Genomic DNA, 25,136 nt, shown 5'->3' on the forward strand with positions numbered 1-25,136 from the left:
TTTATATCAATGATTGTATTTAAAAACATTCTGATTATTCTTTGGCGGATATGGTTTTATCTGGTAATGATGCTTCCAATACTTATATTACTTCCGGTACTATTAATACTTTTATCCAGAGCGCAGTGGTACCCGTACTTTTTTAAAATTGCCCGAGGGTGGGCGGCAGTTGTATTATATTGCTGTGGATTCTTTCCAAAAATTAATACGGAAGAAAAAATAGATAAAAAGCAGAGCTACATGTTTGTGGCTAACCATACCTCTATGTTAGATATTCTGATGATGTTCTATGGTATCAACAATCCGTTTGTGTTTGTAGCCAAATATGAATTAAGTAAAGTGCTCGTATTTGGTTGGGTATATAAAAGTGCCTGTATTTTAGTAGATAGAAAGAATCGTCAAAGTAAAAAAGAAGTATTCACACAAGCACAAAATAGGTTAAATAATGGTACCAGTATTTGCATCTTTCCGGAAGGTGGCGTTCCTGATGACCTGAACTTGATACTGGATACTTTTAAGGACGGAGCTTTTCGGCTAGCTATAGATCATCAAATACCTATTGTACCCATTACTTTCTTAGATAATAAAAAACATTTTTCTTTTAACTTTTTAAGTGGAAGCCCGGGCATTCTCAACATGCATATTCATGCTAAAATTGAAACTAAAGGTTTAGGACAAGATGCGCGTGGCGAATTAAGAAACCATACCAGAACTATTATTTTACAAAAACTTCAGGAATCAAATTAGGGTAAAACAAAAGCTGCTTCTCCCCAGAAACAGCTTTGTCATCATTGCTTTTACAATGACTAATTAACCAACTAAACAATTTTTACTTACAATTCTGTAATGTATACTTTTTATAGTTATTCTATTTTCAACTATTATGCCAAAAGTGTTAAAACTAAATGGTATTTTATATGAAATAAACCTAAACTGTTGAAAATAAACACTTAAAGCTTAAAAGTAATTCCGGTATAAACACCAAACAAGAAAGGTGAAAAATCACTACTATCGTTTTGGTAGGCATTTACCTGGTATTTAAATAAGGGTTGGAGGTTTGCTTCAATCTTTTTAGAAATGGAGTATCCTAAACCTAATCCGATATTTCCGGTAAAGCTTAAAGAATTTACATTAGTAGCTGCTCCTATGGTAGTAGTAAAATTACCGGCGTCTAAAGAAAGATTACTATCTTGTAAAAATAAAGTGCTCATCCCCCCAATAATGTTTAAGCCGAATTTTTTATCTATAAGTTGATAACTAATTTCCATAGGTACTTCAATATACCCTAACTCCTGGAAAAGCACGCCTTCATTCTGAATAGCAATTGTTTTACGTTCCTGTTTAAATTCTTGAGAACTACTTGGTGAAGGTGAACGATCAAAATCTTGAACTAAAATAGCATCCGAGTGATCATTATACGCCACATTTGCTAAAGTTTGCCCCCCGGAAAAAGCGGAGAACCCAACCTGTTCCGTACCATAACTTAAATTTACCTTATTCACTCCGGATCGGATAGTAACTTTTGGACTGACGTCATAGGCTATTTGTACACCATAACTCATATTTACCTGTCCTTGTTTACTATTATCTGAGAACTGAGGATCAATAGTAGATCCTTCAGATAGCGTATTGTAATAAACGGGAGCCACCGTAGGCGCAACTGACCATTTCCTTGTTTTTTCCGGTTTTGGTTCTTTAGTTTCTTCCTTATTTATCTCATCTAATAAAGAGATTCTATTAGTATTCTTCTCGATATTCAGTATAGAATCCGAATTAGTAATAGCTATTGAGTTACTATTATCAGGTGTTTTAAATAAAGATGAATCTTTCTTTTGTAACAGATTTTGTTCTTTAGAATTAAAATCTATTCTATCCTTCAACTTTTTAGCTGTTTTATCGGTAGTAGTAGCTATACCAGCTTCGGTTTTAATAGTTATATTATTTTTAGAAGTAGTATTATTAGTTTCATTCTCCTTATTTTTATTTTGAACACCTTTTTTCTTACTTGCCTGAGCTACCTTGGTCTGGGTTGTCGCAGTTGAAAGTTTCTCTTGGTAATTTTTATTAATTTTATCTGTCAGATCAGATGAATTTTCTTCATTTACAGCATCTCCTTTTTTCTGTAAATCCGTTGTCGTAAGTGGAGTACTACCATCTTCATTTTTATCAGAAGTTTCTTCAGCAGGAGTAATAGGATTCGACTCATTATGTACTACCTGATGAACCGGATCTTTTGTAGTGAACATTGTAAATCCTATTCCTAGTAAAAGTGCTAAAACCGCAGCACTACCGGCAATTTTGTACCAGAGTGGTGCGATAACTCGTTTCTTTTTGCCTTGCTGAACATTTTTAATATGTTCCCATGCGGATTCATCAGGAGTAACTTCAAAATCTTTGAATTGCTCCTGAAAAAATCGGTCTATATTTTTCTTTTCACTCATCTTTCTATCGTTCTACTGAATGTACATCAACGTATTGACGTGCTTCAATCTTATCTTTTAAAATTTTTCTTGCCCTGGCCAAATTGGATTTGGAAGTACCATTTGATATGGACAACATGGTGGCTATTTCATTATGATTATAACCATCCAAAACATATAAATTAAAAACCAGTCGGTAACGATCCGGTAATTCTTGTATAAGACTTAATAAATAATCTAAAGATACTTCTTCGGTAATTTCAACCTGGATTTCTTCAATTTCCTCTTCGTTTATAATATCAAAAACGGTTTGCTTACGATATTTTAACAAAGCGGTATTTACCATAATTCTTCGCATCCATCCCTCAAAAGATCCTTCGCTTTTAAACTGTTTAATTTTATCGAAAATAGTAATAAAACCATCTTGCAAAGTGTCCTGCGCATTTTCATAATTGTCAGAATATTTAAGACAAACCCCAAAGAGTTTACCACTAAATAAACGGTATATAGATTCCTGTGCCCTAGCGTCTCCTTTTTTACAATCTTCAATAAGGTTTTCTAATCGCACGTAAGCTAGTTTTGGTTATTCTTTGACTACAGGGATTTCAATAGTTTCAAATGTATCTTCTCCTTCTTCATTTTGTCCTATCCAAAACTTAAATACGTATGAATTTTCATTTCCTGCTACAAAATTGAGTGGTAGTTCTACAATATCCTTTTCACTTAACCCCTTACAAATAGAATCACTTTCAACCACAATATTGATAACCGTAACCGTTCGCTGATTAGCATTGGTTTCGTAATCAAAATTATTAAAACTATGGCAATCTGATGGCCGCTGGTATAATACCTTTAAAGTTACTTCTTTATCTCTTATAAGCTGTTCCGGTAATTCAACGCTCTCGATGGGTACTCTTTCAAAAAAAAACTGAGTCTCATCATCGCTATCCGAACAATTAAAAAAGAAAATAGAGCATAAAAGTAAAAGCAGCAGTATACACTTTTTCATTATCTTTTTGTTAACTTATCTATAAGATACAAAATTAAAAATTTGGTTGCGTCTTATCTATCATTGAAGTGGTTTGAACTTTTCTGATTGAAGCGAAAAATAGGTATTTTTTGCTTAATTGAAATCATTTTTCAGTTGCATAGCCGTAGCTACGGAACTTAAAAATGATAAAAAGTAAGTGAAAAAGAACATTTTGCAGCCAATTAAGGAAAGTTTAAACAACTTCATTATTCCATCCTATGTAAATATGAAAAAAGGCTGCTAAGAAAATTATATTTTCTAAACAGCCTTTGAAACACTTAAATAATTAAAAAAATTAACTTTATTCAGCTACTAACTGGATAGCATCTTTAATTTTTTCTTCTAGTTCTTCCATTAACTCAGGATTATCAAGAAGTAATGCCTTTACGGCATCCCGACCCTGTCCTAATTTAGTATCTTGATAACTAAACCAGGAACCACTCTTTTTTACTATTTCATAATCCACACCGATATCAATAATTTCACCTACTTTAGAAATACCTTTCCCGTACATGATATCAAATTCGGCAGTCCTAAACGGAGGTGCTACCTTGTTCTTTACTACCTTCACCCGGGTTTTATTTCCTTGCACAGCACTATTGCTATCTTTAATCTGAGTAGACCTTCTAATATCCAACCGAACGGATGCATAGAACTTTAATGCGTTTCCACCGGTGGTAGTCTCAGGATTACCAAACATCACCCCGATCTTTTCCCGGAGTTGGTTAATAAAAATCACCGTACAATTGGTTTTACTAATAGAACCGGTAAGTTTACGTAAAGCCTGAGACATTAAACGGGCATGTAATCCCATTTTTGAATCTCCCATTTCGCCTTCAATCTCACTTTTTGGGGTCAAAGCCGCAACAGAGTCAATAACAATAATATCAATAGCTCCAGACCGAATTAAATTATCTGCAATCTCCAGTGCTTGTTCCCCATGATCCGGTTGGGAAATAATCAAATCTTCTAATTGAACCCCTAGTTTTTCGGCATAAAATCGATCAAAAGCATGTTCAGCATCAATAAAAGCAGCAATACCTCCTGCCTTTTGCGCCTGAGCAATTGCATGTAAGGTTAAGGTAGTCTTACCCGAAGATTCCGGACCAAAAATTTCAATAACCCTACCCCTAGGATATCCTCCGACACCCAAAGCTAAATCGAGGCCTAAAGATCCGGTAGAAATTACTTCTACTTCTTGCACAGCTTCGTCGCTCATCTTCATCACGGTTCCCTTACCGTAAGATTTATCGAGTTTATCAAGAGTTAATTTTAATGCTTTTAACTTTGCATCTTTTTCTTTTTCTGCACTCATGTACTATTTTTTAACTTAATTGATTTTTAACATGTAGAAAGTAAATCCTATTATTTCAATGTCTGCAAGGGCATCAATCTCTATAAAAAACCTTGTATTCTGATACAATTCTTTCCTAAAAATCAGTATGAAAAGCCCTTAGATTTTAGTATTATTTATTGAAGATAATATGCTCTCATTTTCCATTGCAAAAATAACATAACTTTCTGTAAATGACTAGTAATATAGGGTCGAAAAAAGCTTTAAATTAACACATTCGAGTAATTTTTTAGCCTTACGATCAAAATTAAATTTTAGCACAAAATTCACACGTATACCCTTAATTGACAAGATGCTACGAATTTATTGAATTATATTTTATAAAAAGCTATTTACCGATAACGCAACCTTTTTAAAAAGCTTGTATCTAATAGAAAAGCAATAATGAACAAACCACAAGATTAGTAAAGGCGTATTGATAGTTTAAGTAACTTATTTATATAGCAAAATCAATTTTCGACTTAAATTCTTAAGGTTATAGTGTTTCTATGAAACCTAAAACATCCCCAGGAGACTTTCTTTGGGGGTTTGTTTTTTATATCAAAGCTCAAATTACTAAAATGTTAATTTTAGCATCATGTATGGTTTCCTCCCTTCCGTTTGTTTTAAACCGCTGCTATTCTTATTTTTGACGTTATTAATTTTTTAACCTTAATTAGGTATAGCATGCAACTGTACAATAAATTAAGCGCAAAAGAAAGAGCTATTCTACTTGAAGAAGCCGGAACCGACCGGTTGACCTTGTCTTTTTATGCGTATACTCAATTGGGAAACCCTCAATTGTTCCGGGATTACCTCTATATTCACTGGGATCAACTGGAAGTTTTAGGAAGGATATACATTGCGTCCGAAGGAATTAATGCCCAGTTATCCGTTCCGGCACCAAATTTTAAAAAATTTAAGAAGCATCTGGATCAAATTACCTTTTTAAGAGATATTCGCTTAAATATCGCTATAGAACAGGATTTAAAATCATTTCTAAAACTTAAAATCAAAGTCCGAGATAAAATCGTAGCCGATGGATTAAATGACCAGAGTTTTGATGTAACAAATAAAGGAATTCATGTAGATGCTGAAAAGTTTAATGCTTTGATTGAAGACCCGGACACTATTTTAGTGGATATGCGTAACCATTATGAGAGTGAAATAGGTCATTTTAAAAATGCTATCACCCCAGATGTAGATACCTTTCGGGATTCTCTAGATATTATAGAAGAAGACTTAAAAGACCATAAAGAAGATAAAAAACTGGTCATGTATTGTACCGGTGGTATACGCTGTGAAAAAGCAAGCGCCTATTACAAGCATAAAGGATTTAAAAACGTGTTTCAGTTAGAAGGTGGGATTATCGAATACACACGCCAGGTACAGGAAAAAGGGCTGGATAATAAATTTATGGGTAAGAACTTTGTATTTGACCATCGTCGGGCTGAGCGTATTTCTGAAGATATTATTGCAAATTGCCATCAATGTGGTGAACCTTGTGATGAGCATGTAAATTGTGCTAATGAAGCCTGTCATTTGTTATTTATCCAATGTGCAAAATGCGCAGAACGTTTAGACAATTGTTGTTCCATCGCCTGTCAGGAAATTTATAATTTGCCACATGAAAAGCAGAAGGAGTTAAGGAGAGGATTACATAATAGTAACAAGATTTTTAAAAAAGGAAGGTCTCCGGTTTTAAAATATAAAAGATGAAGTTAAAGTCAACCGGATACTGGGTATTGTCATTAATCCTAGTATCTTTATCCATATCAATACAGATGTTATTGACTTTAATAAATAAAAAATCTAATTTGATACATTGTTGATTTTAAAATGTATACAAATTTCAATATATAAATTATATGGGGTGTAACAGTTGTTCCTCCGGGAAAAACGGGCAACCAAAAGGATGTAAGAATAATGGTACGTGTGGTACGGACGGATGCAATAAGTTAACTGTTTTTGATTGGTTATCCAATATGTCTTTACCGGGTGGTGCCACGCCTTTTCAATATGTAGAAGTACGGTTTAAGAATGGGCGAAAACACTTTTTTGAAAATTCAAAAAATTTATCGTTAAGTATCGGAGATGTCGTAGCCACCGGGGCCGCTTCCGGGCATGATATCGGTATTGTATCCTTAACCGGGGAACTGGTTAAGATCCAGATGAAAAGGAAAAAAGTAGCTTTAGATAGTGATGAAGTTAAAAAAATATACCGAAAAGCCAATCAGAAGGATATAGATATCTGGCAAAATGCACGAGATCGTGAGAAAGCTATTCAGGTACGTTCGCGTGAAATCGCTATCCGTTTGCAATTAAAAATGAAAATCTCTGACATAGAATTTCAGGGGGACGGATCAAAGTGTACTTTTTATTATACAGCAGAAGAACGTGTGGATTTCCGGCAATTAATTAAAGAATTTGCACAGGAGTTTAATACGAAAATTGAAATGCGCCAAATCGGGTTTCGTCAGGAAGCTGCACGTCTGGGGGGTATTGGGTCTTGTGGGCGAGAGCTTTGTTGTTCTACCTGGTTAACTGACTTCAGGTCTGTAAATACCAGTGCAGCCAGGTACCAGCAACTTTCTTTAAATCCTCAAAAACTAGCCGGACAATGTGGAAAATTAAAGTGTTGCCTGAATTATGAACTGGACGCCTATCTCGAAGCTTTACAAAGTTTTCCAAAAACCGATGTTAAATTAATAACCGAAAAAGGAACGGCTGTTTTTCAAAAAATTGATATTTTTCAAGGATATTTATGGTATGCTTATGAAGGCGAATGGATGAACTGGTTTAAAATCTCTGCAGCTGATGCTTCTGAGATTGTTGCGTTTAATAAGGAAGGTAAAAAAGTAGCTAGTCTTGAAGAATATACGCTTGAATTAGAGATAGAAGGCACTAAAACTGAATTTGAAGACGTTGTAGGACAAGATAGTTTGACCAGGTTTGATAAACCAAAAAGAAGCAGAAGAAAACAGAATAAGCGGAAAGCTGGTACGGCTAAGAGCGGAGATACGAAAACAGAACGTAGAAAACCGCGTCAAAATAGAAAAAATACTAAAACCAATACGGCTACGGGACAGAAAACGGGCAATCCTACTAATAAACCGAATTCGCAGAAAAACAGAAGACCTAAGAATAATAATACTCAACAACAATCATCAAAAAGAAGGCCGCAGACAAAAAGGAATGATACTAAAAAATCTTAAATTTTATAGTATACTGTTGTTCATAGGTATGATTACTTACAGTTGTGACCGCTCTCAGGTTTTTGATCAATATCAAAGCATAACCGGGGGTTGGGATAAGCGCGATACCATCTCTTTTCAACTGGCGGATATGGATACGGTTCCTTATTATAATTTGTATTTTAATATAAGAAATAACGATGATTATCCGTATAGCAATTTATTTATCATCAGTGATATAAAGTTTCCGAATGGAAAAGTAATTACAGATACCCTGGAATACATGATGGCAGCTCCTGATGGCACTTGGTTAGGTACTGGTTTTGGAGCGTTAAAAGAAAATAAATTGTTTTACAAAGAAAAAATTCGTTTTACGGAAGAAGGTACCTATGAAGTTCAAGTACGACAAGCCATGCGTAAAAACGGAGAAATTAATAAAATCAATTCTTTAGAAGGTATTACGGATGTTGGTTTTAGAATTGAATTTAGTAAACCTTAAAAATCTTATTTTAAAAAATTATTTTTGTAACTAACTATATAGGTTAGATAGATATAGTTAAACCAATAACATGTTTTACATTTAGCAAATTTACGCAAGATTCTGGCAGCCTTTCTAGGAGGTAGGTCACTGTCTAATTTAAAGGTAAAACAACTAATCAATAGTACCGTATTTAAAGCATATGGCAAAGAAAACTTCTAATTCGACGAATACCTCTAATTATAATATATTTACCTATATCAAATGGTTCTGGATACTTTTTGCATCTTTAATACTAGGGATAGTATTTATATTTCTCTTGGCAAGTTGGGGGGTATTTGTAGAAATGCCTGGTTTTGACGAACTGGAAAATCCGCAAAATGATTTGGCAACCCAGATTATATCTTCGGACGGACGGCAAATAGGTACTTTTTTTAAAGAAAACCGGACTCCGGTAAGTTTTGAAGAACTTCCGGAACATTTAGTAAACGCCTTAGTAGCTACCGAAGATGCTCGGTACTATGAACATTCCGGTATTGATGCCCGAGGAACGCTAAGAGCTATTTTTTTCTTAGGAAGTAAAGGTGGAGCAAGTACAGTTACACAGCAATTAGCAAAACAATTGTTTACCCAAGGGTCTTCTAACCTTGTTGAACGAATTGGACAAAAGTTAAGCGAATGGGTCATTGCAACCCGACTGGAAAGGCAGTATACTAAACAGGAAATTGTTACAATGTATCTTAACAAGTACGATTTTTTAAATCAGGCGATAGGTATTAGTTCTGCCTCTCGTATCTATTTTAATATAAGTCCGAAAGACCTTAAAGTTGAAGAAGCTGCTGTGTTGGTAGGAATGCTAAAAAATTCTTCTTTATACAATCCTTTGAGAAGACCGGAGATGGTTCGTGATCGCAGAAACACGGTACTTAGTCAGATGGCAAAATACGACTATATTACTGAAGAGGAAAAAGACAGTTTACAACAACTTCCGTTAAAACTGGATTATGCTCCAGAAGGACATTCGGATGGAGTGGCTACGTATTTTAGGGAATATGTACGTAGTTGGATGGGGGATTGGGCTAAAAAGAACCCAAAAGGTAAAGATGAAGAAGGTAATTTAAAATATTATGATATTTACCGGGATGGGTTACGTATTAATGTAACCATTGATTCTCGTATGCAAAAATATGCAGAAGAAGCAGTCACTGAACATTTAGCTAATTTGCAAAAAGAATTTTTCAAACAAGGTACAAAGAATAAAACCTTTCCGTTTACAGACTTAAGTAAAAGCGAAATTAATCGCATTGTAAACCGTGCTATTAAAAATTCCGCTAGACGCCAAAAAATGTTGCAGGCAGGTAAGAGCGAATCAGAAATTAAAAAATCATTTGATATTAAAACCGAAATGAAAGTTTTTTCCTGGAAAGGAGATATTGACACTATCATGACCCCCCGGGATTCCATTTTATATTATAAAAGTTTTTTCCGTTCCGGGTTAATGTCTATGGAACCACAAACCGGACAGGTTAAAGCCTGGGTCGGGGGTACCAACCTAAAACATTTTCAATATGATCATGTGTATCAAGGAACCCGGCAGGTAGGATCTACCTTTAAGCCTTTTGTGTATGCAACTGCCATTGATCAGTTAAAATTATCCCCTTGCGATAGTTTGCCTATGTCTCAAATCACCATTTCTGCCGGAACCCATGGCGTAATGGAAGATTGGACGCCCAAGAACAGTCCGGAAAATTACTCCGGATATTTAACCTTAAAATCCGCATTAGCTAAATCCGTAAATACCATTTCTGCCAGATTAATGGATCGTATCGGACCGCAACCTATTTTAAAATTAGCTAAAAAGATGGGGGTTGAATCCAGGATTGAACCGGTAGCTTCTATTGCTCTGGGAGCAGTAGATTTAAAGTTATCTGAGATGGTAGGCGCTTACAGTACTTTTGCTAATGAAGGTATTTATAACAAACCGGTAATGATTACCAGTATTGAAGATAAAAATGGAACCTTGTTATACCAGTTCGAACCGGAAACCCGCGATGTTATTAGTAAAGAAGCGGCATACGTTACGTTGAACTTGATGGAAGGGGTTACTCAATACGGTTCTGGTGCCCGCCTGCGTTCTACCAACGATACCCGTTATGAGTTTAAAAATATGATTACCGGATATCCTTACGGGTTTACCAATCCCATTGCTGGAAAAACCGGAACTACCCAAAATCAAAGTGACGGATGGTTTATGGGGATTGTCCCTAATTTATGTACCGGCGTATGGGTAGGAGGTGACGATCGTGCAGTGCATTTTGACTCCACAAAGTTTGGTCAGGGAGCTTCTATGGCCTTACCAGTATGGGCGTTGTATATGAAAAAATGTTATGCCGATTCATCCTTAAAGGTTTCAAAAGATGAATTTAAAAGACCGGAAAGCCTTTCGATTGAAGTTAATTGTGATAATTATAAAAGTAATAGCCCTGTAGAAGACGAGGTCGAAGATGAATTTGGGTTGTAACCTGTTTTTTACAACTACTAAGATTAAAGGGATTGCGTACGTATCCATTTTAAAGTGGGTTCCATCCATTCTGGAAGAGGTTTATAGATAAAACCATGGCTAAGGCCTGTATGAAGTTTGATTTGTTTAAGTTTTGCAGTAGGTCTTTTTCTGTGTTCCCAATAATCATAATTGCGTCCCGCTATGGTATCAGAAACTTCGTAAATACTTAAAACCTGTCCGTGAAAAGACCAGTTATTTTCTTGTTCCTGGTGCTTATTATTCCCAGCTAAAAAAATGTAGTTGATAGGGTTTTTATTAATATGAGAAATATGTGAAGCAATAATTGCTCCTTTGGAAGCACCGATTACTGAAATATGTTCAGGAACTATTCCTATTTTGATTAAACTATCAATTTTTTTTGAGACATTTAATGCATAGGTTTCAGCAACCGTATTATTTTTCCTTACTTCAGCGTATACTTTTGCACCTGGGATAGTTAATTTGGAAATAATTTCATCAAAATTATAAGTTCCGTACTCCGGATGACTTGCAGTTTTCCCTTGTATTTCCAGAATTCTACCGTGTAAATAAAAAATATGATATTTCGTGCTTTGATCAGAATCTATAGGTTGAAAAGCTTTCCCACTCAACCAATTGATTAGTATAAAAGTTAAAATGAATAGTTTTTTTACTTGTAACATATAATTTATTTGATGTCAAAGTTACTATACAAATTTTGACCCTTCCTAAAAAATACTTAAATCTCAACAGTTAATGGAATCTCCGTATTGCTTTTTGTATTTTTAAACCAATAGAACAACAAACATGATTTCAAGGAAAGTAGCAACAGTTTCAGAAGCTTTACAAGGGGTTAAAGATAAGATGACTTTTATGCTCGGGGGTTTTGGGCTCTGTGGTATTCCTGAAAACGCGATTACTGAACTGGTTACTTTAGGAATTAAGGACTTAACCTGTATTTCTAATAATGCTGGAGTCGACGATTTTGGACTGGGTTTGTTGTTACAGAAAAAACAAATTAAAAAAATGATTTCTTCTTACGTAGGTGAGAATGATGAATTCGAACGACAAATGTTAAACGGCGAACTAGAAGTAGAATTGATTCCGCAAGGAACACTGGCGGAACGATGTAAGGCGGCACAGGGAGGTTTTCCGGCGTTTTACACTCCGGCAGGTTATGGTACTGAGGTGGCAGAAGGAAAAGAAACTCGAGAGTTTGACGGAAAGATGTACGTTTTGGAATATGCCTTTAAAGCAGACTTTGCCTTTGTAAAAGCGTGGAAAGGTGATGAAGCTGGAAACTTAATATTTAAAGGAACCGCTCGTAATTTTAACCCCTGTATGTGCGGGGCAGCTAAAATTACAGTTGCTGAAGTTGAAGAACTGGTACCAGCCGGAACTTTAGACCCTAATCAAATACACATCCCCGGAATTTTTGTTAACCGAATTTTTAAAGGAACACATTACGAAAAACGAATAGAACAGCGCACTGTTCAAAAATTACAATAAGATACTTATGGCAACATTACGATTAGGCGATACCGCACCTGACTTTAACGCAGAAACCACCGAAGGTACGATACAATTTCACGATTGGTTAGGAGATAGTTGGGGTGTTCTTTTTTCACATCCGGCAGATTATACCCCAGTTTGTACTACGGAGTTGGGAACGGTAGCGCAGTACACCGATCAATTTAAAAAACGAAATACAAAAGTAGCGGCATTAAGTGTGGATGGTTTAGAGTCTCACAAAGGATGGATTAAAGATATTAATGAGACCCAGAACACCACCGTTAATTTTCCTATTATTGCAGATGAGGATAAAAAGGTAGCGAACCTATATGATATGATTCATCCCAATGCAGATAATAATTTGACGGTTCGTTCCGTATTTATTATTGATCCTAGTAAAAAGATCAAACTAATCCTTACCTATCCGGCATCTACGGGACGTAATTTTGATGAGTTGATACGGGTTATTGATTCGTTACAGTTGACCGCTTATCAAAAACTAGCTACTCCGGCCAATTGGAAGCAGGGTGATGACTGTGTAATTTCACCTGCTGTAAGTAATGAAGAAATACCTGAACTATTCCCAAAAGGTCATACCGAAATAAAGCCCTATTTACGGATGACTCCGCAACCGGATTCAAAATAAAGATATGTTAGATAAAAATGGCATTGCAAAGCGTATTGCTCAGGAATTACAGGACGGATATTTTGTAAACCTGGGGATAGGTATTCCTACGCTTGTTGCTAATTACATTCCGGAAGGTATTGCGGTAGAGTTTCAAAGTGAAAATGGGGTTTTAGGAATGGGTCCTTTTCCGATAGATGGAGAAGAAGATGCAGATATTATAAATGCCGGCAAACAAACCATTACTACCTTGCCCGGTGCTTCTTTTTTTGACTCTGCCACTAGCTTTGCTATGATTCGCGGTAAACATGTAGATTTAACTATTTTAGGCGCCATGGAAGTTGCAGAAAACGGGGATATTGCTAATTGGAAAATCCCCGGAAAGATGGTAAAAGGGATGGGTGGTGCTATGGACTTAGTTGCCAGTGCCGATCAAATTATTGTAGCAATGATGCATACCAATCGGGCAGGAGCTTCAAAATTATTAAAGGAATGTACGCTACCTCTAACCGGAGTTAGTTGTGTAAAAAAAATTGTTACTAATCTGGCAGTTTTAGAAATTACGCCTAAAGGATTTTTACTTTTAGAAAGAGCCCCAGGGGTATCTGTAGAAGAAATAAAAAATGCTACGGAAGGAAATATTTATTACGATAAGGAGGTTCCGGAAATGGACTTGTTATAATTCGAGTTTCTTTGAGTTTTAGAATTGAAATTTAACTACGGGTATTTATTACATCGAGGCTTGGTTTAATTATACAATATATCACAGTCTGTAGAAAAGTAAAAAGTTCCGATTTAATAACTATCTAAACTTAACAACATCATTTTAACTTTTAATTAAGAAAACAAACAGACAACTTCCTAAACGTTTTTAATAATATTCCCTTTTATAAAAGACACAAATAGCATATCAATTTCACTTATTTTCTGTTTTTCATACTATTTATTACATACATCAAATTGCAAATTCTACTTTTTAATCGACACATAATTTATTTAATCGGACGAATAATAAAAGAATTAAGTTTTCGTTATCATTTATATCGGATGTGTCAATTATTTTATGTAAGAAAAAAATGACTCATTTGAACGGTTTGAGTAGGATTAATCCTATTTTTTATCATAAAAAATCGTTAAATACTTACTTTTTGTTAAAATTTTGTGTATTTAATCGATTTAATAGGTATTTTATCTTAAAACAGAACATTTTTTTAGATATTTACCATAAGAAAATAGACAAATAGAAAATTAAAATATATAATCAATTAGAAATACTCCCCCTTTAAAATGAAAGAAAAAGTAAATAAAATTCAACGATCTGTTAAACCTACTATGGAATTAATTTCTAATGTTGTATACCTTGCAAAGAAGGTGTTTTTATTAATGTAATTACATTACAACATTACAAATTATTAAACCTGTTTCTATCAAACAGGTTTTATTGTTAAAAACATTCGTTACTTACTTCTTCAAATATCCAATGCTTTTTCTTTGTAGTACTACTAATTTAGCTTTTAGAAACAAAAAAACCATTCCTTGTAAATAAAGATATTATATGTTTCTAAAAGAATTTGAAATACGATGGAATGACCTGGATGCTAATCGTCATTTAGCTAATAAAGCTTACATAGAATATGCCGCACATACACGAATGTCTTTTTTAAATCAAGCGGGCTTTAATCAACAGTCTTTAGCGAAGTACAACATAGGACCGGTTATTTTTTACGAGCATATTTACTATTTTAAAGAAGTATTTGCCGGTAAACCCATAAAAGTGTCCTTGGAATTAACCGGGTTAAGTGAAGACGGATTGTTCTTTGAATTTACCCATAATTATTATGATCATAACGGACAGAATTTCGCAACTTACGAAATGATGGGAGGTTGGATTGATTTAAAAGAAAGAAAACTAACTGGCTTACCTGAAAATTTTTCTGATTTATTACAAACTTTAGATAAGAGTACAAACTTTAGGGTATTAACTAAAGAAGATACCCGAAAGCATATGAAAAAGCCAATGCCTTTGTCCTAATTAACTTTTAATAGTTAAAGGGGAATATTGTAAATTTAGTGTTATTGTAGTGCTTCTTTTGCTGCTGCTACTGTTTTCTTACTATTTCCAGCAAAAATTTGGTCGTTTATTACAAGAATAGGACGTTTTAAAAAAGTATAGTGTTCCAGAATATAATTTCTATAATCAGTCTCACTTAATTGCTGTTCGTGCAGTCCTTTCTCGCGGTACAGTTTGGATCTTCGATTAAAAAGGGATTCATAAGATCCGGTAAGTTGGTATAAGGTTTCCAGGTCATCTTCAGAAATAGGTTTATCTTTTACATTTTGTTGCTCTATATCTGCAGGTAAATCTAATTCTGATAGAATACGTTTACAAGTATCACAGGTCTTCAAATAAAAAAACTTCTTCATCCGTGTATTTTTCACAAAGAAATTCAATTCCTGTATAATAATCGATATTTTCGCTAAAAATTATACAACATGCAACATCCTCTTGAAATAACTCGTACCAGTCGAAGATTTTTACAAAATTTTTTAGAAAACCATTCTTTAGAAGAATTAAATAAGGTACCTCCCGGTTTTAAAAATAACATCATTTGGAATATAGCCCATGTGGTAGTTACTCAGCAAGTGCTTATGTATAAATTAAGCGGATTACCCCTTCAGGTTAGTGATGATATGGAAGCTACCTACCAGAAAGGTACTAAGACAGAACGCCCGGCTACCCAAGAAGAAGTGAGTTTAATTAAAGAATTACTTTTTACCACAATAGATCAAACAGAAAACGATTTAAATAATGGTGTATTCAAAAATTTTAATGAGTATCCGACAAGCACCGGATTTGATTTGAAATCCATTGAAGACGCTTTACATTTTAATAATTTTCATGAAGGTTTGCATATTGGATATATTCTGGCCCTACGAAAAAGTTTATAATTTCAAGAAAATATGTGAACCGAAGGGATTACTCGATGATATCCACTTTTAGCTGATCCTTTAGCTGAGATAGAGGTACTTTCAATAAGGTATTACTGGAAACGTACGGATTGATTTCGTAAGTATTGTAATAAAGAAGAAGCGAATCTTTTTCAAAGGCAATATTTTCCGGTAGATAGAATTGGTCGTTTTCAAAATTAAAACCAGTACTATTTATTGACTTTTCAGATGAAATATGGTTTTGAACCCGGAAGGCTTTTTCACATAGTTGAGCGATCTTTTTTGGGTTCTTAAACAATTCATTAATACTCAGTTCCTGCCCCGTTTGTGGGTTAAAGTGGATAAAAGAAACGCCTTCATACCCATGTGCTCCGCCGGTAAAAAGATAATGGTCCATTTCTACCGTTAATAAGTCTACACTTTGATAGTGTACATTACAATCTACCGTAGCCTCATACGTAAAAAGTTCTTCGGAAAACTGAGATTTCATAGTTACATACATATCGTTAAAAGCCAGCATTGCTTCCTCAACCGTTTGGTGTGCACCCTTCTGGTCGGTATCCAGAATATTAATGATGTGTTTTTCAATTTTAGAGTTTATTTTTTCACTATTTTCCAAACCAAATATCCGGATGATACTTATGTCAAGAGTAGCACAGGGCAAAACTGTACAATCCGTATCCGGAAGCTCCAATAATAGCTTCTCCGTATGAAAATCTTCTTTTTTTGAACAGCTTCCTATCAGTAATCCTAGGGTACTTAGTACGACTATTATAAAGAAGTTTTTGATTTTGTTAATCATCTACTAAAGGTAGTTTCCTTTCTTAATTAAAACAAATTTAATCATACTTTTGGGTAGGAACCTAAACACTGGGTTTTTCCTTTTTTTAAATAAGTTATTATGAAATTTAATACAAAAACAATACACGGCGGACAAGAACACGATCCTGCTTATGGTGCGGTTATGCCACCGATATATCAAACGTCCACCTATGCACAAAGCACTCCGGGAGGTCATAAGGGCTATGAGTATAGTCGAACTCATAACCCTACTCGCCATGCCCTTGAGAAATCATTTGCCAGTATCGAAAACGGTACCTACGGATTAGCTTTTGGGTCCGGGCTGGCAGCTATTGATGCAGTAATCAAATTACTAAAGCCGGGTGATGAAGTCATTTCAACTAATGATTTATACGGAGGCACGTATCGGTTGTTTACTAAGATCTTTGAGGATTTTGGGATTAAATTTCATTTTACAGGATTGCAGGAAGCCTCTAATCTGGAAAGTCATATTACCGATAAAACTAAATTGATCTGGGTAGAAACCCCTACTAACCCGATGATGAATATTATCGACATTAAAGCAGTTGCTGAAATATCTAAAAAACACAACGTATTACTTGCTGTTGATAATACCTTTGCCACTCCTTATTTACAACAACCGCTGGATTTAGGGGCGGATATTGTAATGCATAGTGCTACCAAATATCTGGGGGGGCATAGTGATTTGATTATGGGAGCTTTGATAGTCAAAGATAAAGATATTGCCAATAGGTTGTATTTTATCCAAAATGCTAGTGGTGCCGTTTGTGGCCCTCAAGATAGTTTCTTGGCGCTAAGAGGTATTAAAACTTTACATGTACGGATGCAACGGCACTGTGAAAACGGTGAAAAAATTGCAAAATTCTTAAAAGATCATCCGAAAATCGAAAAGGTATATTGGCCCGGATTTGAAGATCATCCTAACCATGAGGTAGCTAAATCACAAATGAAAGCTTACGGAGGTATGATCTCTTTTGTAACCAAAGATAGTAACTACGACGATGCTATTAAGATTATTGAAAACCTAAAAATATTTACCCTGGCAGAAAGTCTGGGAGGCGTAGAAAGTCTGGCAGGGCATCCGGCAAGTATGACGCATGCCTCTATTCCTAAAGAAGAACGTGAAAAAACCGGGGTTGTCGATTCACTAATACGTTTAAGCGTAGGTATTGAAGACGCAGAAGATCTTATAAATGATTTAAAACAAGCAATAGGGTAAAGATGTTATTAAATTGTGAAAATAGTACATAAATTATTGCTAATAGTATACATTTACTTTACAAATAATAACGAATTATACGAATTTTTTAATCTCATCTGCCTATAAAAGAAGTAAGCTGTCGCGGGACTTCTTTTGCTTAACCGATGAAAAAATAATCAGTAATGAAACAGAAAATTGAAACTTTTATGGAAGAGGTTCGTGCCAGAAACGCACATGAACCGGAATTTCTGCAAGCCGTTCAGGAAGTTGCAGATACGGTAATTCCTTATATAGCTTCGCATAAAATTTATAACGGTCAGAATATTTTGCTAAGAATGGTTGAACCGGAACGTGCCGTGATGTTCAGGGTACCCTGGGTAGATGATGATGGTGAGATTCATGTAAACCGCGGGTATCGGATACAGATGAATTCGGCGATTGGGCCATATAAAGGGGGATTGCGATTTCATCCCTCAGTAAATTTAAGTATTTTAAAATTCCTTGCTTTTGAACAGGTGTTTAAAAACAGTTTGACCACCTTACCCATGGGGGGAGGCAAAGGAGGTGCAGATTTTAATCCTAAAGGAAAATCTGATGATGAAATTATGCGTTTTTGTCATAGTTTTATGAGTGAATTATTTAGGCATATTGGGCCTAACACGGATATCCCTGCCGGAGATATTGGAGTAGGTGGTAGAGAAATCGGGTATCTTTTTGGGATGTATCGTAAGATTAAAAATGAATTTTCAGGAGTACTTACCGGTAAAGGTTTAACCTGGGGTGGTTCGCAAATCCGACCGGAAGCTACCGGATATGGATGTGTGTATTTTGCTCAAAGTATGCTAAATATCCGAAAAGATGACTTTACAGGTAAGATCGTAACTGTTTCAGGTTCCGGAAACGTGGCGCAATTTGCTACGGAAAAAGCAATTCATCTGGGTGCCAAAGTAGTTACCCTATCAGATTCCGGTGGTTATATTTATGATAAAGACGGGATAGACGAAGAAAAGCTGGAATATGTAATGGAACTTAAGAATGTAAAAAGAGGACGTATCAAGGAATATGTTACCAAGTATCCAAACGCTAAATACCATGCAAAAAAACGACCTTGGGGTGAAAAATGTGATATTGCACTACCTTGTGCAACTCAAAATGAATTGGACGGAAAAGATGCCGAACAACTTTTAAATAACGGTTGCTTTGTAGTAAGTGAAGGAGCTAATATGCCTTGTACCCCAGAAGCTATAGCCGCTTTTCATCATAAAAAAATCCTATTTGCTCCTGGTAAAGCTTCAAATGCGGGAGGTGTAGCAACGTCCGGACTGGAAATGTCTCAAAACTCCTTACGACTAAGTTGGACTGCAGAGGAGGTTGATAAAAAATTACATGAAATCATGAATGATATTCATGAAAAATGTGTGCAATATGGTACTAAAGAAGATGGATATGTCGATTACGTCACCGGGGCAAATATAGCCGGTTTTGTAAAAGTAGCAGATGCCATGCTGGCTCAAGGTGTGGTTTAATCATGCAGTTTAGAGGTTTGGCTAACGTTCTTTCTATATTATAATTAGAGGTTAGCCAAACTTTTTAGCACAATATTTACTATTTTAGCGGGTTATGAATACCAAGCATTATTGTGCCATGAAGTTTTTTTATACTTTTTTGTTCTTCCTGTTTTCCTTTTGGTGTTCTGCACAGGATTTTAGCGCTCAATGGATTGATCATTATTCTTACTTTTCAATAAAAGACCTTCATATTTCTGAAAATAAGGTTTATGCAGCCACGGACAATGCCTTGTTTATCTTTGATAATGAAACAAATACTTCTCAACGATTTTCAACCATACAAGGATTATCCGGATCGGATATAACTACGGTATATCATAGTAGTGCTTTTAACATTACAGCAATTGGTTATCAGAATGGTTTCTTAGAATTTATAACTCCTGATCAGAAGGTTCGGACTTTTGTAGATATTTTTGATAAAGCTACCATACCGCCGGATGATAAAAAGATTAATAGCTTTTACGAATCCGGAAATGAGTTATTGATAGCAACCGGATTTGGGATTGTATCTTTTAATCTGGAAAACATAGAATTCGGAGATACCTTTTTTATAGGTGCCGGTGGTAGTCAGATTGATGTTTCTGCAACTACTATTGTAAATAATACTATTTATGCCAGTACGGTTAATGGCTTATTAACGGCTCCGGCAAACGATTCCAATCTTATTGATTTTAACCGTTGGAGTGTAGCTAACCCTTCGGTTTTCAGAGGAATTATAGATGCAGGAGATAATCTGATCGTCTGGAGTAGTGCGGGAGTTTTTAGGGTTCAGGGAAACACAACGGTTCCCATACTAACTATCCCTAATGTCATATCCGTAACTTCATCTAATAATCAATTAACGCTTATTACCCCTAATACTTCGATTATACTCGATCAAAATTTTAAAGAAGTTACCAGGGTAGTTAGTAACGACACAAATACTTTTATTGCAACGGCTGCCAGTACTTTGGATAACACGTTGTTTTTAGGAACTTCTGAACTGGGATTGTTAAAGATTCCTATTAATAATATTATGCAAAGAGAAGTAATATCTCCTTCCGGACCTTTACATAATGACCCTTTCAGCGTTTCGGTTTTAGATAATAACGCGTGGGTAGTTTACGGAAGATATGATTTGTTTTTTAATCCTTTTCCCAAGGTAAATAAGGGGATTAGCAGGTTTAATAACGGAGAATGGCAAAATATATCCAGAGATGATATTTTAGGTTTTAGTTCGTTGACCCGGGTAGCCATTAATCCTAATAATCCCGAACAGGTATTTGTTACCAGTTTTTCTGATGGTTTGTTAGAGGTGAGAAATAACGAAGTAGTCGCATCTTATGATCCGGCAAATAGTGATATAGACAATTTTGATTTAGCCGGAGAGAATGTAGCCTGGCTTAACGGACCTGTTTTTGATGATGCGGGTAATTTATGGTTCAACAATTCCAGAGTTGATCTGCCTTTAAATAGGTTAAACCTGGAAACTAATGAGGTAACTACTTTTAATAGCATAACCGGACTATTACCGGATTTTAGTGATGGTTATACGGATACGGTTATAGATGATGAAGGTAATGTATATTTTGCCGGGGGAACTATTGGTATTATAGGGTTCAATCCTAACACGGAAGCCACAGTGACCATAGATGAAGAAAACGGATTGCCTAGCGATTATGTTTCTACCCTGGCTATTGACCGGGATGATCAAATGTGGATAGGTACCTTTTTAGGACTAAGGGTATTGTCTGATCCTTCAGAAGCTTTAAATAACGGAAACCTTAACCTGGATCGTATTGTTATTGAAGACGATGAAGGAGTAGGTCAGGAATTACTATTTGATATAACTATCACGGATATAGAAGTAGATGGTTCAAATAACAAGTGGGTTGCGACGAGTTCTTCCGGGGCTTTTTACTTTTCTCCGGACGGACAGGAAACTATTGCACAGTTTACCACGGACAATTCACCACTACCTTCTGATAATATATTAGATATTGCTGTAGATGATTCCACTGGTATCGTATATTTTGCTACGGAAAAAGGTTTAATTGCCTTAAAAGGCACAGCAACCGGTCCCGAAGATAATTTAACCGAAGTTATTGCTTTTCCTAATCCGGTACGTCCACAATATGATGGTAATGTTACTATCCGAGGCCTGACCGAAGACTCAAACGTTAAGATTACGGATATTGAGGGCAACCTGGTTTTTGAAGAAACTAGTGAGGGAGGTAGCTTACAATGGGATACTCGAGCCTTTGGCAGACATAAAGTAGCTTCCGGAGTATATCTGATATTAGTAACAGGAAATGATAGTGGTGAAACCACAGTTTTTAAATTATTGATTGTAAGGTAGCTTTTATGATCATCACTTCAGAAGCTATTGTTATTTCTTCTTTAAAATACGGAGATAGTCATCTGATCGTACATCTGTATACAGAAGCTTCCGGACTGCGTTCTTATCTAATCAGGGGAGTATTAAAATCAAAAAAAGGAAGAATGCGGGCTTCTTTATTTCAACCTTTAACCATCCTTGATATTGTTGCTTCGCATAAGGATAAAGGTAATCTGGAACGGCTCAGGGAAGCTAAAATAGGCATGCCTTACAAAACAATTCATACGGACTTTATCAAGAATTCAATCGTATTTTTTATAGCTGAAATTATTAAAAATTCAGTAAAGGAAGAAGAATCAAACCCAAGTCTTTTTAATTATATAAAGACTTCTTTAACCTGGCTAGATGTTCATCATGAAGTTGCTAATTTTCATGTTACTTTTACTGTTAAACTAACGCAATACCTTGGTTTTTATCCGGATACATCTACAAAAAAAACGGAGTACTTTAACTTAATGACTGGTAATTTTCAAGATACTTATGAAAGTGGGCATACCAGAAGGGGCGAAGCTATTGAGGCTTTTAAATTGTTTTTAGGCACAAACTTTGATGATTGCAATAGGATAAAGTTAACCCGTGCCATGAGAAATGAAATTCTGGAAGTAATGCTGCTATATTTTGAGTTACATTTGCACGGTTTTAAAAAACCAAAATCCTTGCAGGTGCTTAACGAAATCTTTAAATAAAGAATGCGAATATTCTATTTAGTTATATTTCTGATCTTCTTTATTTTTAAAGGTACTTCACAACAAATTACCGTATTGGGATTTGATGATCGACAACCGATCCCGGGGGTAGCTATTTTCACTTTGAACAAAGGTAAAAGTACCATTACTGATTTTGATGGAAAGGCAAACCTCCACATGTTTAAAGACAGCGATATTATTTATTTTTCGCACGTTTCCTTTTTACAAAAGAATGTTTTAAAATCAGATATTTTGAGTCAGGGTGGATTGGTTTATCTTAGTCCGGATAGCAATCAATTGTCAGAAGTACTTATTTCGGTAGCTAAATGGAAACAGGATAAAAAAGACATTTCGCAAAAGGTAGTAAGCATTTCCTCTGAGGAGGCACAATTAAGTACCCCACAAACCACGGCAGATGTATTACAGAATAGCGGACAGGTGTTTATTCAAAAAAGTCAGTTGGGGGGTGGGAGTCCGATCATCAGAGGATTTTCTACAAATCGATTACTAATAACGGTTGACGGCGTCCGGATGAATACCGCAATTTTCAGAGGAGGAAACGTACAGAATATCATTTCTATTGATCCTTTTAGCATTGCCAGAACAGAAGTAATCCTGGGGCCGGGATCAGTTGTTTATGGTAGTGATGCCATAGGTGGAGTGATGAACTTTTACACTAAACAACCTGCTTTTAAGATTAAAGGAAAAAATGCCATAAGTGGAGAAGCTATTCTTAGATATGCATCTGCTTCAAACGAAAAAACCGGTCATGTCAATGTAAATTACGGCAGAGATCAGTGGGCTTTTTTAACCAGTGTTAGTTATAGTGATTTTGATGATTTAAAAATGGGAAGTCAAGGGCCGGAGGAATATATAAGAAACCGTTTTGTAGTTTCTAATAATGGAACGGATCAATTAGTCGATAATAATAACCCTAACCTTCAGGTGGGTACCGGATATAGCCAAATTAATTTTTTGCAAAAAATTAAGTACACTCCTAATGAAAACTGGGATTATAATCTAGGATTGACCTATACCACTACTTCTGATGTTCCTAGGTATGACCGGTTGATTAGACCCCAGGGAGATAGCCTTAGGTCCGCAGAATGGTTTTATGGTCCGCAGGAGTGGGGAGTGGCTAATTTACAGATCAATTATAAAAAACCATCCAAGTTTTTTGACCGTTTTAAAATCACTACGGCTTACCAATTATTTAAAGAAAGTAGAAATGACCGGGACTTTGGCTCGGTTATTTTAGAAAGAACTAAAGAAAAAGTTGATGCATATTCTATAAACCTGGATTGGTCTAAAGATTTAGGGAAGAAGACCAATGTGTATTACGGGCTGGAATATATTTTAAATAAAGTAAATTCTGAAGGAAGCATTTTACAGATCGATACGCGCTTAGAACAGCCCGCACAATCCAGGTACCCCGATGGTGCTACCTGGCAATCGGTTGCAGGTTATGCCTCTGTTAAACACAGCTGGAATAAATACCTTCGTTTTCAGGGAGGGCTTCGTTACAATCGGGTTGTTTTGCGTTCTCAGTTTGACAACCGTTTCATTAATTTTGAATTTACCGAAAAAAATCTGGATACGGATGCATTAACTGGTACGGCCGGATTAAGTTACTTACCTAATGATTACCTGCAATTTAAAGTAAATTTTTCCACGGCATTCCGGGCTCCTAATATTGACGATGTAGGTAAAATCTTTGACTCGGAACCAGGATCTGTAGTAGTTCCTAATAAAGATTTAAAATCAGAAAGAGCCTATAACGGGGATATCGGATTTATTTTGACACCTTCTAAAAAGTTTAGTTTTGATGCTACTTTATTTTATACCATGCTTGACGATGCGCTGGTACGAAGGAACTTTACTTTTAACGGACAATCCATGATAGAATTTGGCGAAAACAATGAGTTAAGTCAGGTACAAGCAATACAAAATGCAGCTAAGGCAACTATTTTTGGTTTTGAAACCGGTTTTAGTCTCGATTTTTTAAAGAATGCCACCCTTACTTCCAGGTATACATATACCGGGGGTAGTGAGGAATTAGACGACGGATCGATTGCCCCGGTTCGGCATGTTGCCCCACAATTTGGAACGACTAATCTAACCTATACTAAGGATAAATGGCTTTTTACGGTAAATAGTCTGTATAACGGGAAGTTTACTTTTAAAGAACTTGCCCCTTCCGAACGAAACAAAGCATATCTTTACGCGATAGATGGACAAGGTAATCCGTACAGTCCTTCCTGGTATACGCTGAATATACGATCTCAATATCAATTTACTAAGAAGTTACAGGGAACTTTTTCTGTAGAAAACCTAACGGATCAGCGTTATCGCCCTTATTCATCAGGTATTGCCGGCCCGGGACTGAACTTTATTATGGCAGTAAGGTATACTTTATAGAT

At 35.6% G+C, this 25,136-nt stretch carries 22 protein-coding genes; 15 read left to right on the forward strand and 7 right to left on the reverse strand.

From position 1 onward, the window contains the following. Nucleotides 1-9: 9 nt before the first annotated feature. The gene (locus NBT05_RS06055) at nt 10-747 is read left to right on the forward strand and encodes a lysophospholipid acyltransferase family protein (RefSeq protein WP_265772597.1); all 738 of its coding nucleotides are present in this window, start codon (nt 10-12) and stop codon (nt 745-747) included. A 203-nt stretch (nt 748-950) separates the two neighbouring features. Here the strand turns inward: NBT05_RS06055 and NBT05_RS06060 are convergent, their stop codons facing one another. The 4 genes from NBT05_RS06060 to recA form a co-directional block, all read right to left on the reverse strand. Further along, the gene (locus tag NBT05_RS06060; protein WP_265772598.1) at nt 951-2,441 is read right to left on the reverse strand and encodes a hypothetical protein; all 1,491 of its coding nucleotides are present in this window, start codon (nt 2,439-2,441) and stop codon (nt 951-953) included. A gap of 4 nt (nt 2,442-2,445) precedes the next feature. Next, a complete protein-coding gene (locus tag NBT05_RS06065; protein WP_265772599.1) occupies nt 2,446-2,988 on the reverse strand; it encodes an RNA polymerase sigma factor in 543 nt (180 codons plus the stop codon). 15 nt (nt 2,989-3,003) lie between these two features. Continuing rightward, entirely contained in the window at nt 3,004-3,429 is a 426-nt protein-coding gene (locus tag NBT05_RS06070; RefSeq protein WP_265772600.1) for a hypothetical protein, read from the reverse strand. Between the two features lie 322 nt (nt 3,430-3,751). Further along, nucleotides 3,752-4,765 (reverse strand): recombinase RecA, encoded by a 1,014-nt coding sequence (gene recA / locus NBT05_RS06075; RefSeq protein WP_265772601.1) that lies wholly within the window; start codon nt 4,763-4,765, stop codon nt 3,752-3,754. 705 nt (nt 4,766-5,470) lie between these two features. On the opposite strand from recA, the gene NBT05_RS06080 reads away from it, so the two are divergent. The 4 genes from NBT05_RS06080 (at nt 5,471) to NBT05_RS06095 (ending at nt 10,976) form a co-directional block, all read left to right on the forward strand. After that, nucleotides 5,471-6,502: a rhodanese-related sulfurtransferase gene (locus NBT05_RS06080; protein WP_265772602.1), complete on the forward strand. Its 1,032-nt coding sequence runs from the start codon at nt 5,471-5,473 to the stop codon at nt 6,500-6,502. Between the two features lie 149 nt (nt 6,503-6,651). Continuing rightward, the gene (locus tag NBT05_RS06085) at nt 6,652-7,998 is read left to right on the forward strand and encodes a PSP1 domain-containing protein (RefSeq protein WP_265772603.1); all 1,347 of its coding nucleotides are present in this window, start codon (nt 6,652-6,654) and stop codon (nt 7,996-7,998) included. A gap of 28 nt (nt 7,999-8,026) precedes the next feature. After that, nucleotides 8,027-8,476, forward strand: a complete 450-nt coding sequence (locus NBT05_RS06090; RefSeq protein WP_265772604.1) for a gliding motility lipoprotein GldH — start codon at nt 8,027-8,029, stop codon at nt 8,474-8,476. Nucleotides 8,477-8,657: 181 nt separating this feature from the next. Further along, entirely contained in the window at nt 8,658-10,976 is a 2,319-nt protein-coding gene (locus tag NBT05_RS06095; RefSeq protein ID WP_265772605.1) for a penicillin-binding protein 1A, read from the forward strand. A gap of 23 nt (nt 10,977-10,999) precedes the next feature. Here NBT05_RS06095 and NBT05_RS06100 read toward each other — a convergent pair whose 3' ends face one another. Continuing rightward, nucleotides 11,000-11,659 (reverse strand): alpha/beta hydrolase, encoded by a 660-nt coding sequence (locus NBT05_RS06100; protein ID WP_265772606.1) that lies wholly within the window; start codon nt 11,657-11,659, stop codon nt 11,000-11,002. A gap of 124 nt (nt 11,660-11,783) precedes the next feature. Between NBT05_RS06100 and NBT05_RS06105 the strand changes: the two genes are divergently transcribed. The 4 genes from NBT05_RS06105 to NBT05_RS06120 all read left to right on the forward strand — a co-directional run bounded on the left by NBT05_RS06105 (nt 11,784) and on the right by NBT05_RS06120 (nt 15,145). Further along, nucleotides 11,784-12,485, forward strand: coding sequence for a CoA transferase subunit A (locus tag NBT05_RS06105; protein WP_265772607.1), 702 nt, complete (start codon nt 11,784-11,786; stop codon nt 12,483-12,485). A gap of 7 nt (nt 12,486-12,492) precedes the next feature. Beyond that, nucleotides 12,493-13,134 (forward strand): peroxiredoxin, encoded by a 642-nt coding sequence (locus tag NBT05_RS06110; protein ID WP_265772608.1) that lies wholly within the window; start codon nt 12,493-12,495, stop codon nt 13,132-13,134. A gap of 4 nt (nt 13,135-13,138) precedes the next feature. Continuing rightward, nucleotides 13,139-13,795, forward strand: a complete 657-nt coding sequence (locus tag NBT05_RS06115; protein ID WP_265772609.1) for a CoA transferase subunit B — start codon at nt 13,139-13,141, stop codon at nt 13,793-13,795. 873 nt (nt 13,796-14,668) lie between these two features. Then, nucleotides 14,669-15,145 carry an acyl-CoA thioesterase gene (locus NBT05_RS06120; RefSeq protein ID WP_265772610.1) on the forward strand — a complete coding sequence of 159 codons (477 nt, stop codon included), beginning with the start codon at nt 14,669-14,671 and terminating at the stop codon, nt 15,143-15,145. Between the two features lie 41 nt (nt 15,146-15,186). Here NBT05_RS06120 and NBT05_RS06125 read toward each other — a convergent pair whose 3' ends face one another. After that, on the reverse strand, nt 15,187-15,537 hold the full coding sequence (locus NBT05_RS06125) for an arsenate reductase family protein (RefSeq protein WP_265772611.1): 351 nt from the start codon (nt 15,535-15,537) through the stop codon (nt 15,187-15,189). 69 nt (nt 15,538-15,606) lie between these two features. Here NBT05_RS06125 and NBT05_RS06130 point away from each other — a divergent pair, with 69 nt between their 5' ends. Further along, a complete protein-coding gene (locus tag NBT05_RS06130) occupies nt 15,607-16,062 on the forward strand; it encodes a DinB family protein (protein ID WP_265772612.1) in 456 nt (151 codons plus the stop codon). A 28-nt stretch (nt 16,063-16,090) separates the two neighbouring features. Here the strand turns inward: NBT05_RS06130 and NBT05_RS06135 are convergent, their stop codons facing one another. Beyond that, nucleotides 16,091-16,864, reverse strand: coding sequence for a DUF3298 and DUF4163 domain-containing protein (locus NBT05_RS06135; RefSeq protein ID WP_265772613.1), 774 nt, complete (start codon nt 16,862-16,864; stop codon nt 16,091-16,093). A gap of 99 nt (nt 16,865-16,963) precedes the next feature. Here NBT05_RS06135 and NBT05_RS06140 point away from each other — a divergent pair, with 99 nt between their 5' ends. The 5 genes from NBT05_RS06140 (at nt 16,964) to NBT05_RS06160 (ending at nt 25,134) form a co-directional block, all read left to right on the forward strand. Beyond that, nucleotides 16,964-18,103 carry a cystathionine gamma-synthase gene (locus NBT05_RS06140; RefSeq protein WP_265772614.1) on the forward strand — a complete coding sequence of 380 codons (1,140 nt, stop codon included), beginning with the start codon at nt 16,964-16,966 and terminating at the stop codon, nt 18,101-18,103. Nucleotides 18,104-18,267: 164 nt separating this feature from the next. After that, on the forward strand, nt 18,268-19,611 hold the full coding sequence (gene gdhA, locus NBT05_RS06145) for an NADP-specific glutamate dehydrogenase (RefSeq protein WP_265772615.1): 1,344 nt from the start codon (nt 18,268-18,270) through the stop codon (nt 19,609-19,611). Nucleotides 19,612-19,705: 94 nt separating this feature from the next. Continuing rightward, nucleotides 19,706-21,991 carry a two-component regulator propeller domain-containing protein gene (locus NBT05_RS06150; RefSeq protein ID WP_265772616.1) on the forward strand — a complete coding sequence of 762 codons (2,286 nt, stop codon included), beginning with the start codon at nt 19,706-19,708 and terminating at the stop codon, nt 21,989-21,991. 5 nt (nt 21,992-21,996) lie between these two features. Further along, nucleotides 21,997-22,716: a DNA repair protein RecO gene (gene recO / locus NBT05_RS06155; RefSeq protein ID WP_265772617.1), complete on the forward strand. Its 720-nt coding sequence runs from the start codon at nt 21,997-21,999 to the stop codon at nt 22,714-22,716. A 3-nt stretch (nt 22,717-22,719) separates the two neighbouring features. After that, nucleotides 22,720-25,134, forward strand: a complete 2,415-nt coding sequence (locus tag NBT05_RS06160) for a TonB-dependent receptor (RefSeq protein WP_265772618.1) — start codon at nt 22,720-22,722, stop codon at nt 25,132-25,134. The last annotated feature ends 2 nt before the right edge of the window (nt 25,135-25,136 follow it).

This window comes from Aquimarina sp. ERC-38, assembly GCF_026222555.1.
Classification (GTDB): Bacteria; Bacteroidota; Bacteroidia; order Flavobacteriales; family Flavobacteriaceae; genus Aquimarina.

Coding starts and splice junctions, on each gene's coding strand:
- gdhA (WP_265772615.1), top strand. CDS start 18,268: ATGAAACAGAAAATTGAAACTTTTATGGAAGAGGTTCGTGCCAGAAAC.
- NBT05_RS06150 (WP_265772616.1), top strand. CDS start 19,706: ATGAATACCAAGCATTATTGTGCCATGAAGTTTTTTTATACTTTTTTG.
- NBT05_RS06135 (WP_265772613.1), bottom strand. CDS start 16,864: ATGATTAACAAAATCAAAAACTTCTTTATAATAGTCGTACTAAGTACC.
- NBT05_RS06085 (WP_265772603.1), top strand. CDS start 6,652: ATGGGGTGTAACAGTTGTTCCTCCGGGAAAAACGGGCAACCAAAAGGA.
- NBT05_RS06110 (WP_265772608.1), top strand. CDS start 12,493: ATGGCAACATTACGATTAGGCGATACCGCACCTGACTTTAACGCAGAA.
- NBT05_RS06140 (WP_265772614.1), top strand. CDS start 16,964: ATGAAATTTAATACAAAAACAATACACGGCGGACAAGAACACGATCCT.
- NBT05_RS06115 (WP_265772609.1), top strand. CDS start 13,139: ATGTTAGATAAAAATGGCATTGCAAAGCGTATTGCTCAGGAATTACAG.
- recA (WP_265772601.1), bottom strand. CDS start 4,765: ATGAGTGCAGAAAAAGAAAAAGATGCAAAGTTAAAAGCATTAAAATTA.
- NBT05_RS06060 (WP_265772598.1), bottom strand. CDS start 2,441: ATGAGTGAAAAGAAAAATATAGACCGATTTTTTCAGGAGCAATTCAAA.
- recO (WP_265772617.1), top strand. CDS start 21,997: ATGATCATCACTTCAGAAGCTATTGTTATTTCTTCTTTAAAATACGGA.
- NBT05_RS06090 (WP_265772604.1), top strand. CDS start 8,027: ATGATTACTTACAGTTGTGACCGCTCTCAGGTTTTTGATCAATATCAA.
- NBT05_RS06095 (WP_265772605.1), top strand. CDS start 8,658: ATGGCAAAGAAAACTTCTAATTCGACGAATACCTCTAATTATAATATA.
- NBT05_RS06080 (WP_265772602.1), top strand. CDS start 5,471: ATGCAACTGTACAATAAATTAAGCGCAAAAGAAAGAGCTATTCTACTT.
- NBT05_RS06130 (WP_265772612.1), top strand. CDS start 15,607: ATGCAACATCCTCTTGAAATAACTCGTACCAGTCGAAGATTTTTACAA.
- NBT05_RS06055 (WP_265772597.1), top strand. CDS start 10: ATGATTGTATTTAAAAACATTCTGATTATTCTTTGGCGGATATGGTTT.
- NBT05_RS06160 (WP_265772618.1), top strand. CDS start 22,720: ATGCGAATATTCTATTTAGTTATATTTCTGATCTTCTTTATTTTTAAA.
- NBT05_RS06100 (WP_265772606.1), bottom strand. CDS start 11,659: ATGTTACAAGTAAAAAAACTATTCATTTTAACTTTTATACTAATCAAT.
- NBT05_RS06120 (WP_265772610.1), top strand. CDS start 14,669: ATGTTTCTAAAAGAATTTGAAATACGATGGAATGACCTGGATGCTAAT.
- NBT05_RS06105 (WP_265772607.1), top strand. CDS start 11,784: ATGATTTCAAGGAAAGTAGCAACAGTTTCAGAAGCTTTACAAGGGGTT.
- NBT05_RS06125 (WP_265772611.1), bottom strand. CDS start 15,537: ATGAAGAAGTTTTTTTATTTGAAGACCTGTGATACTTGTAAACGTATT.
- NBT05_RS06070 (WP_265772600.1), bottom strand. CDS start 3,429: ATGAAAAAGTGTATACTGCTGCTTTTACTTTTATGCTCTATTTTCTTT.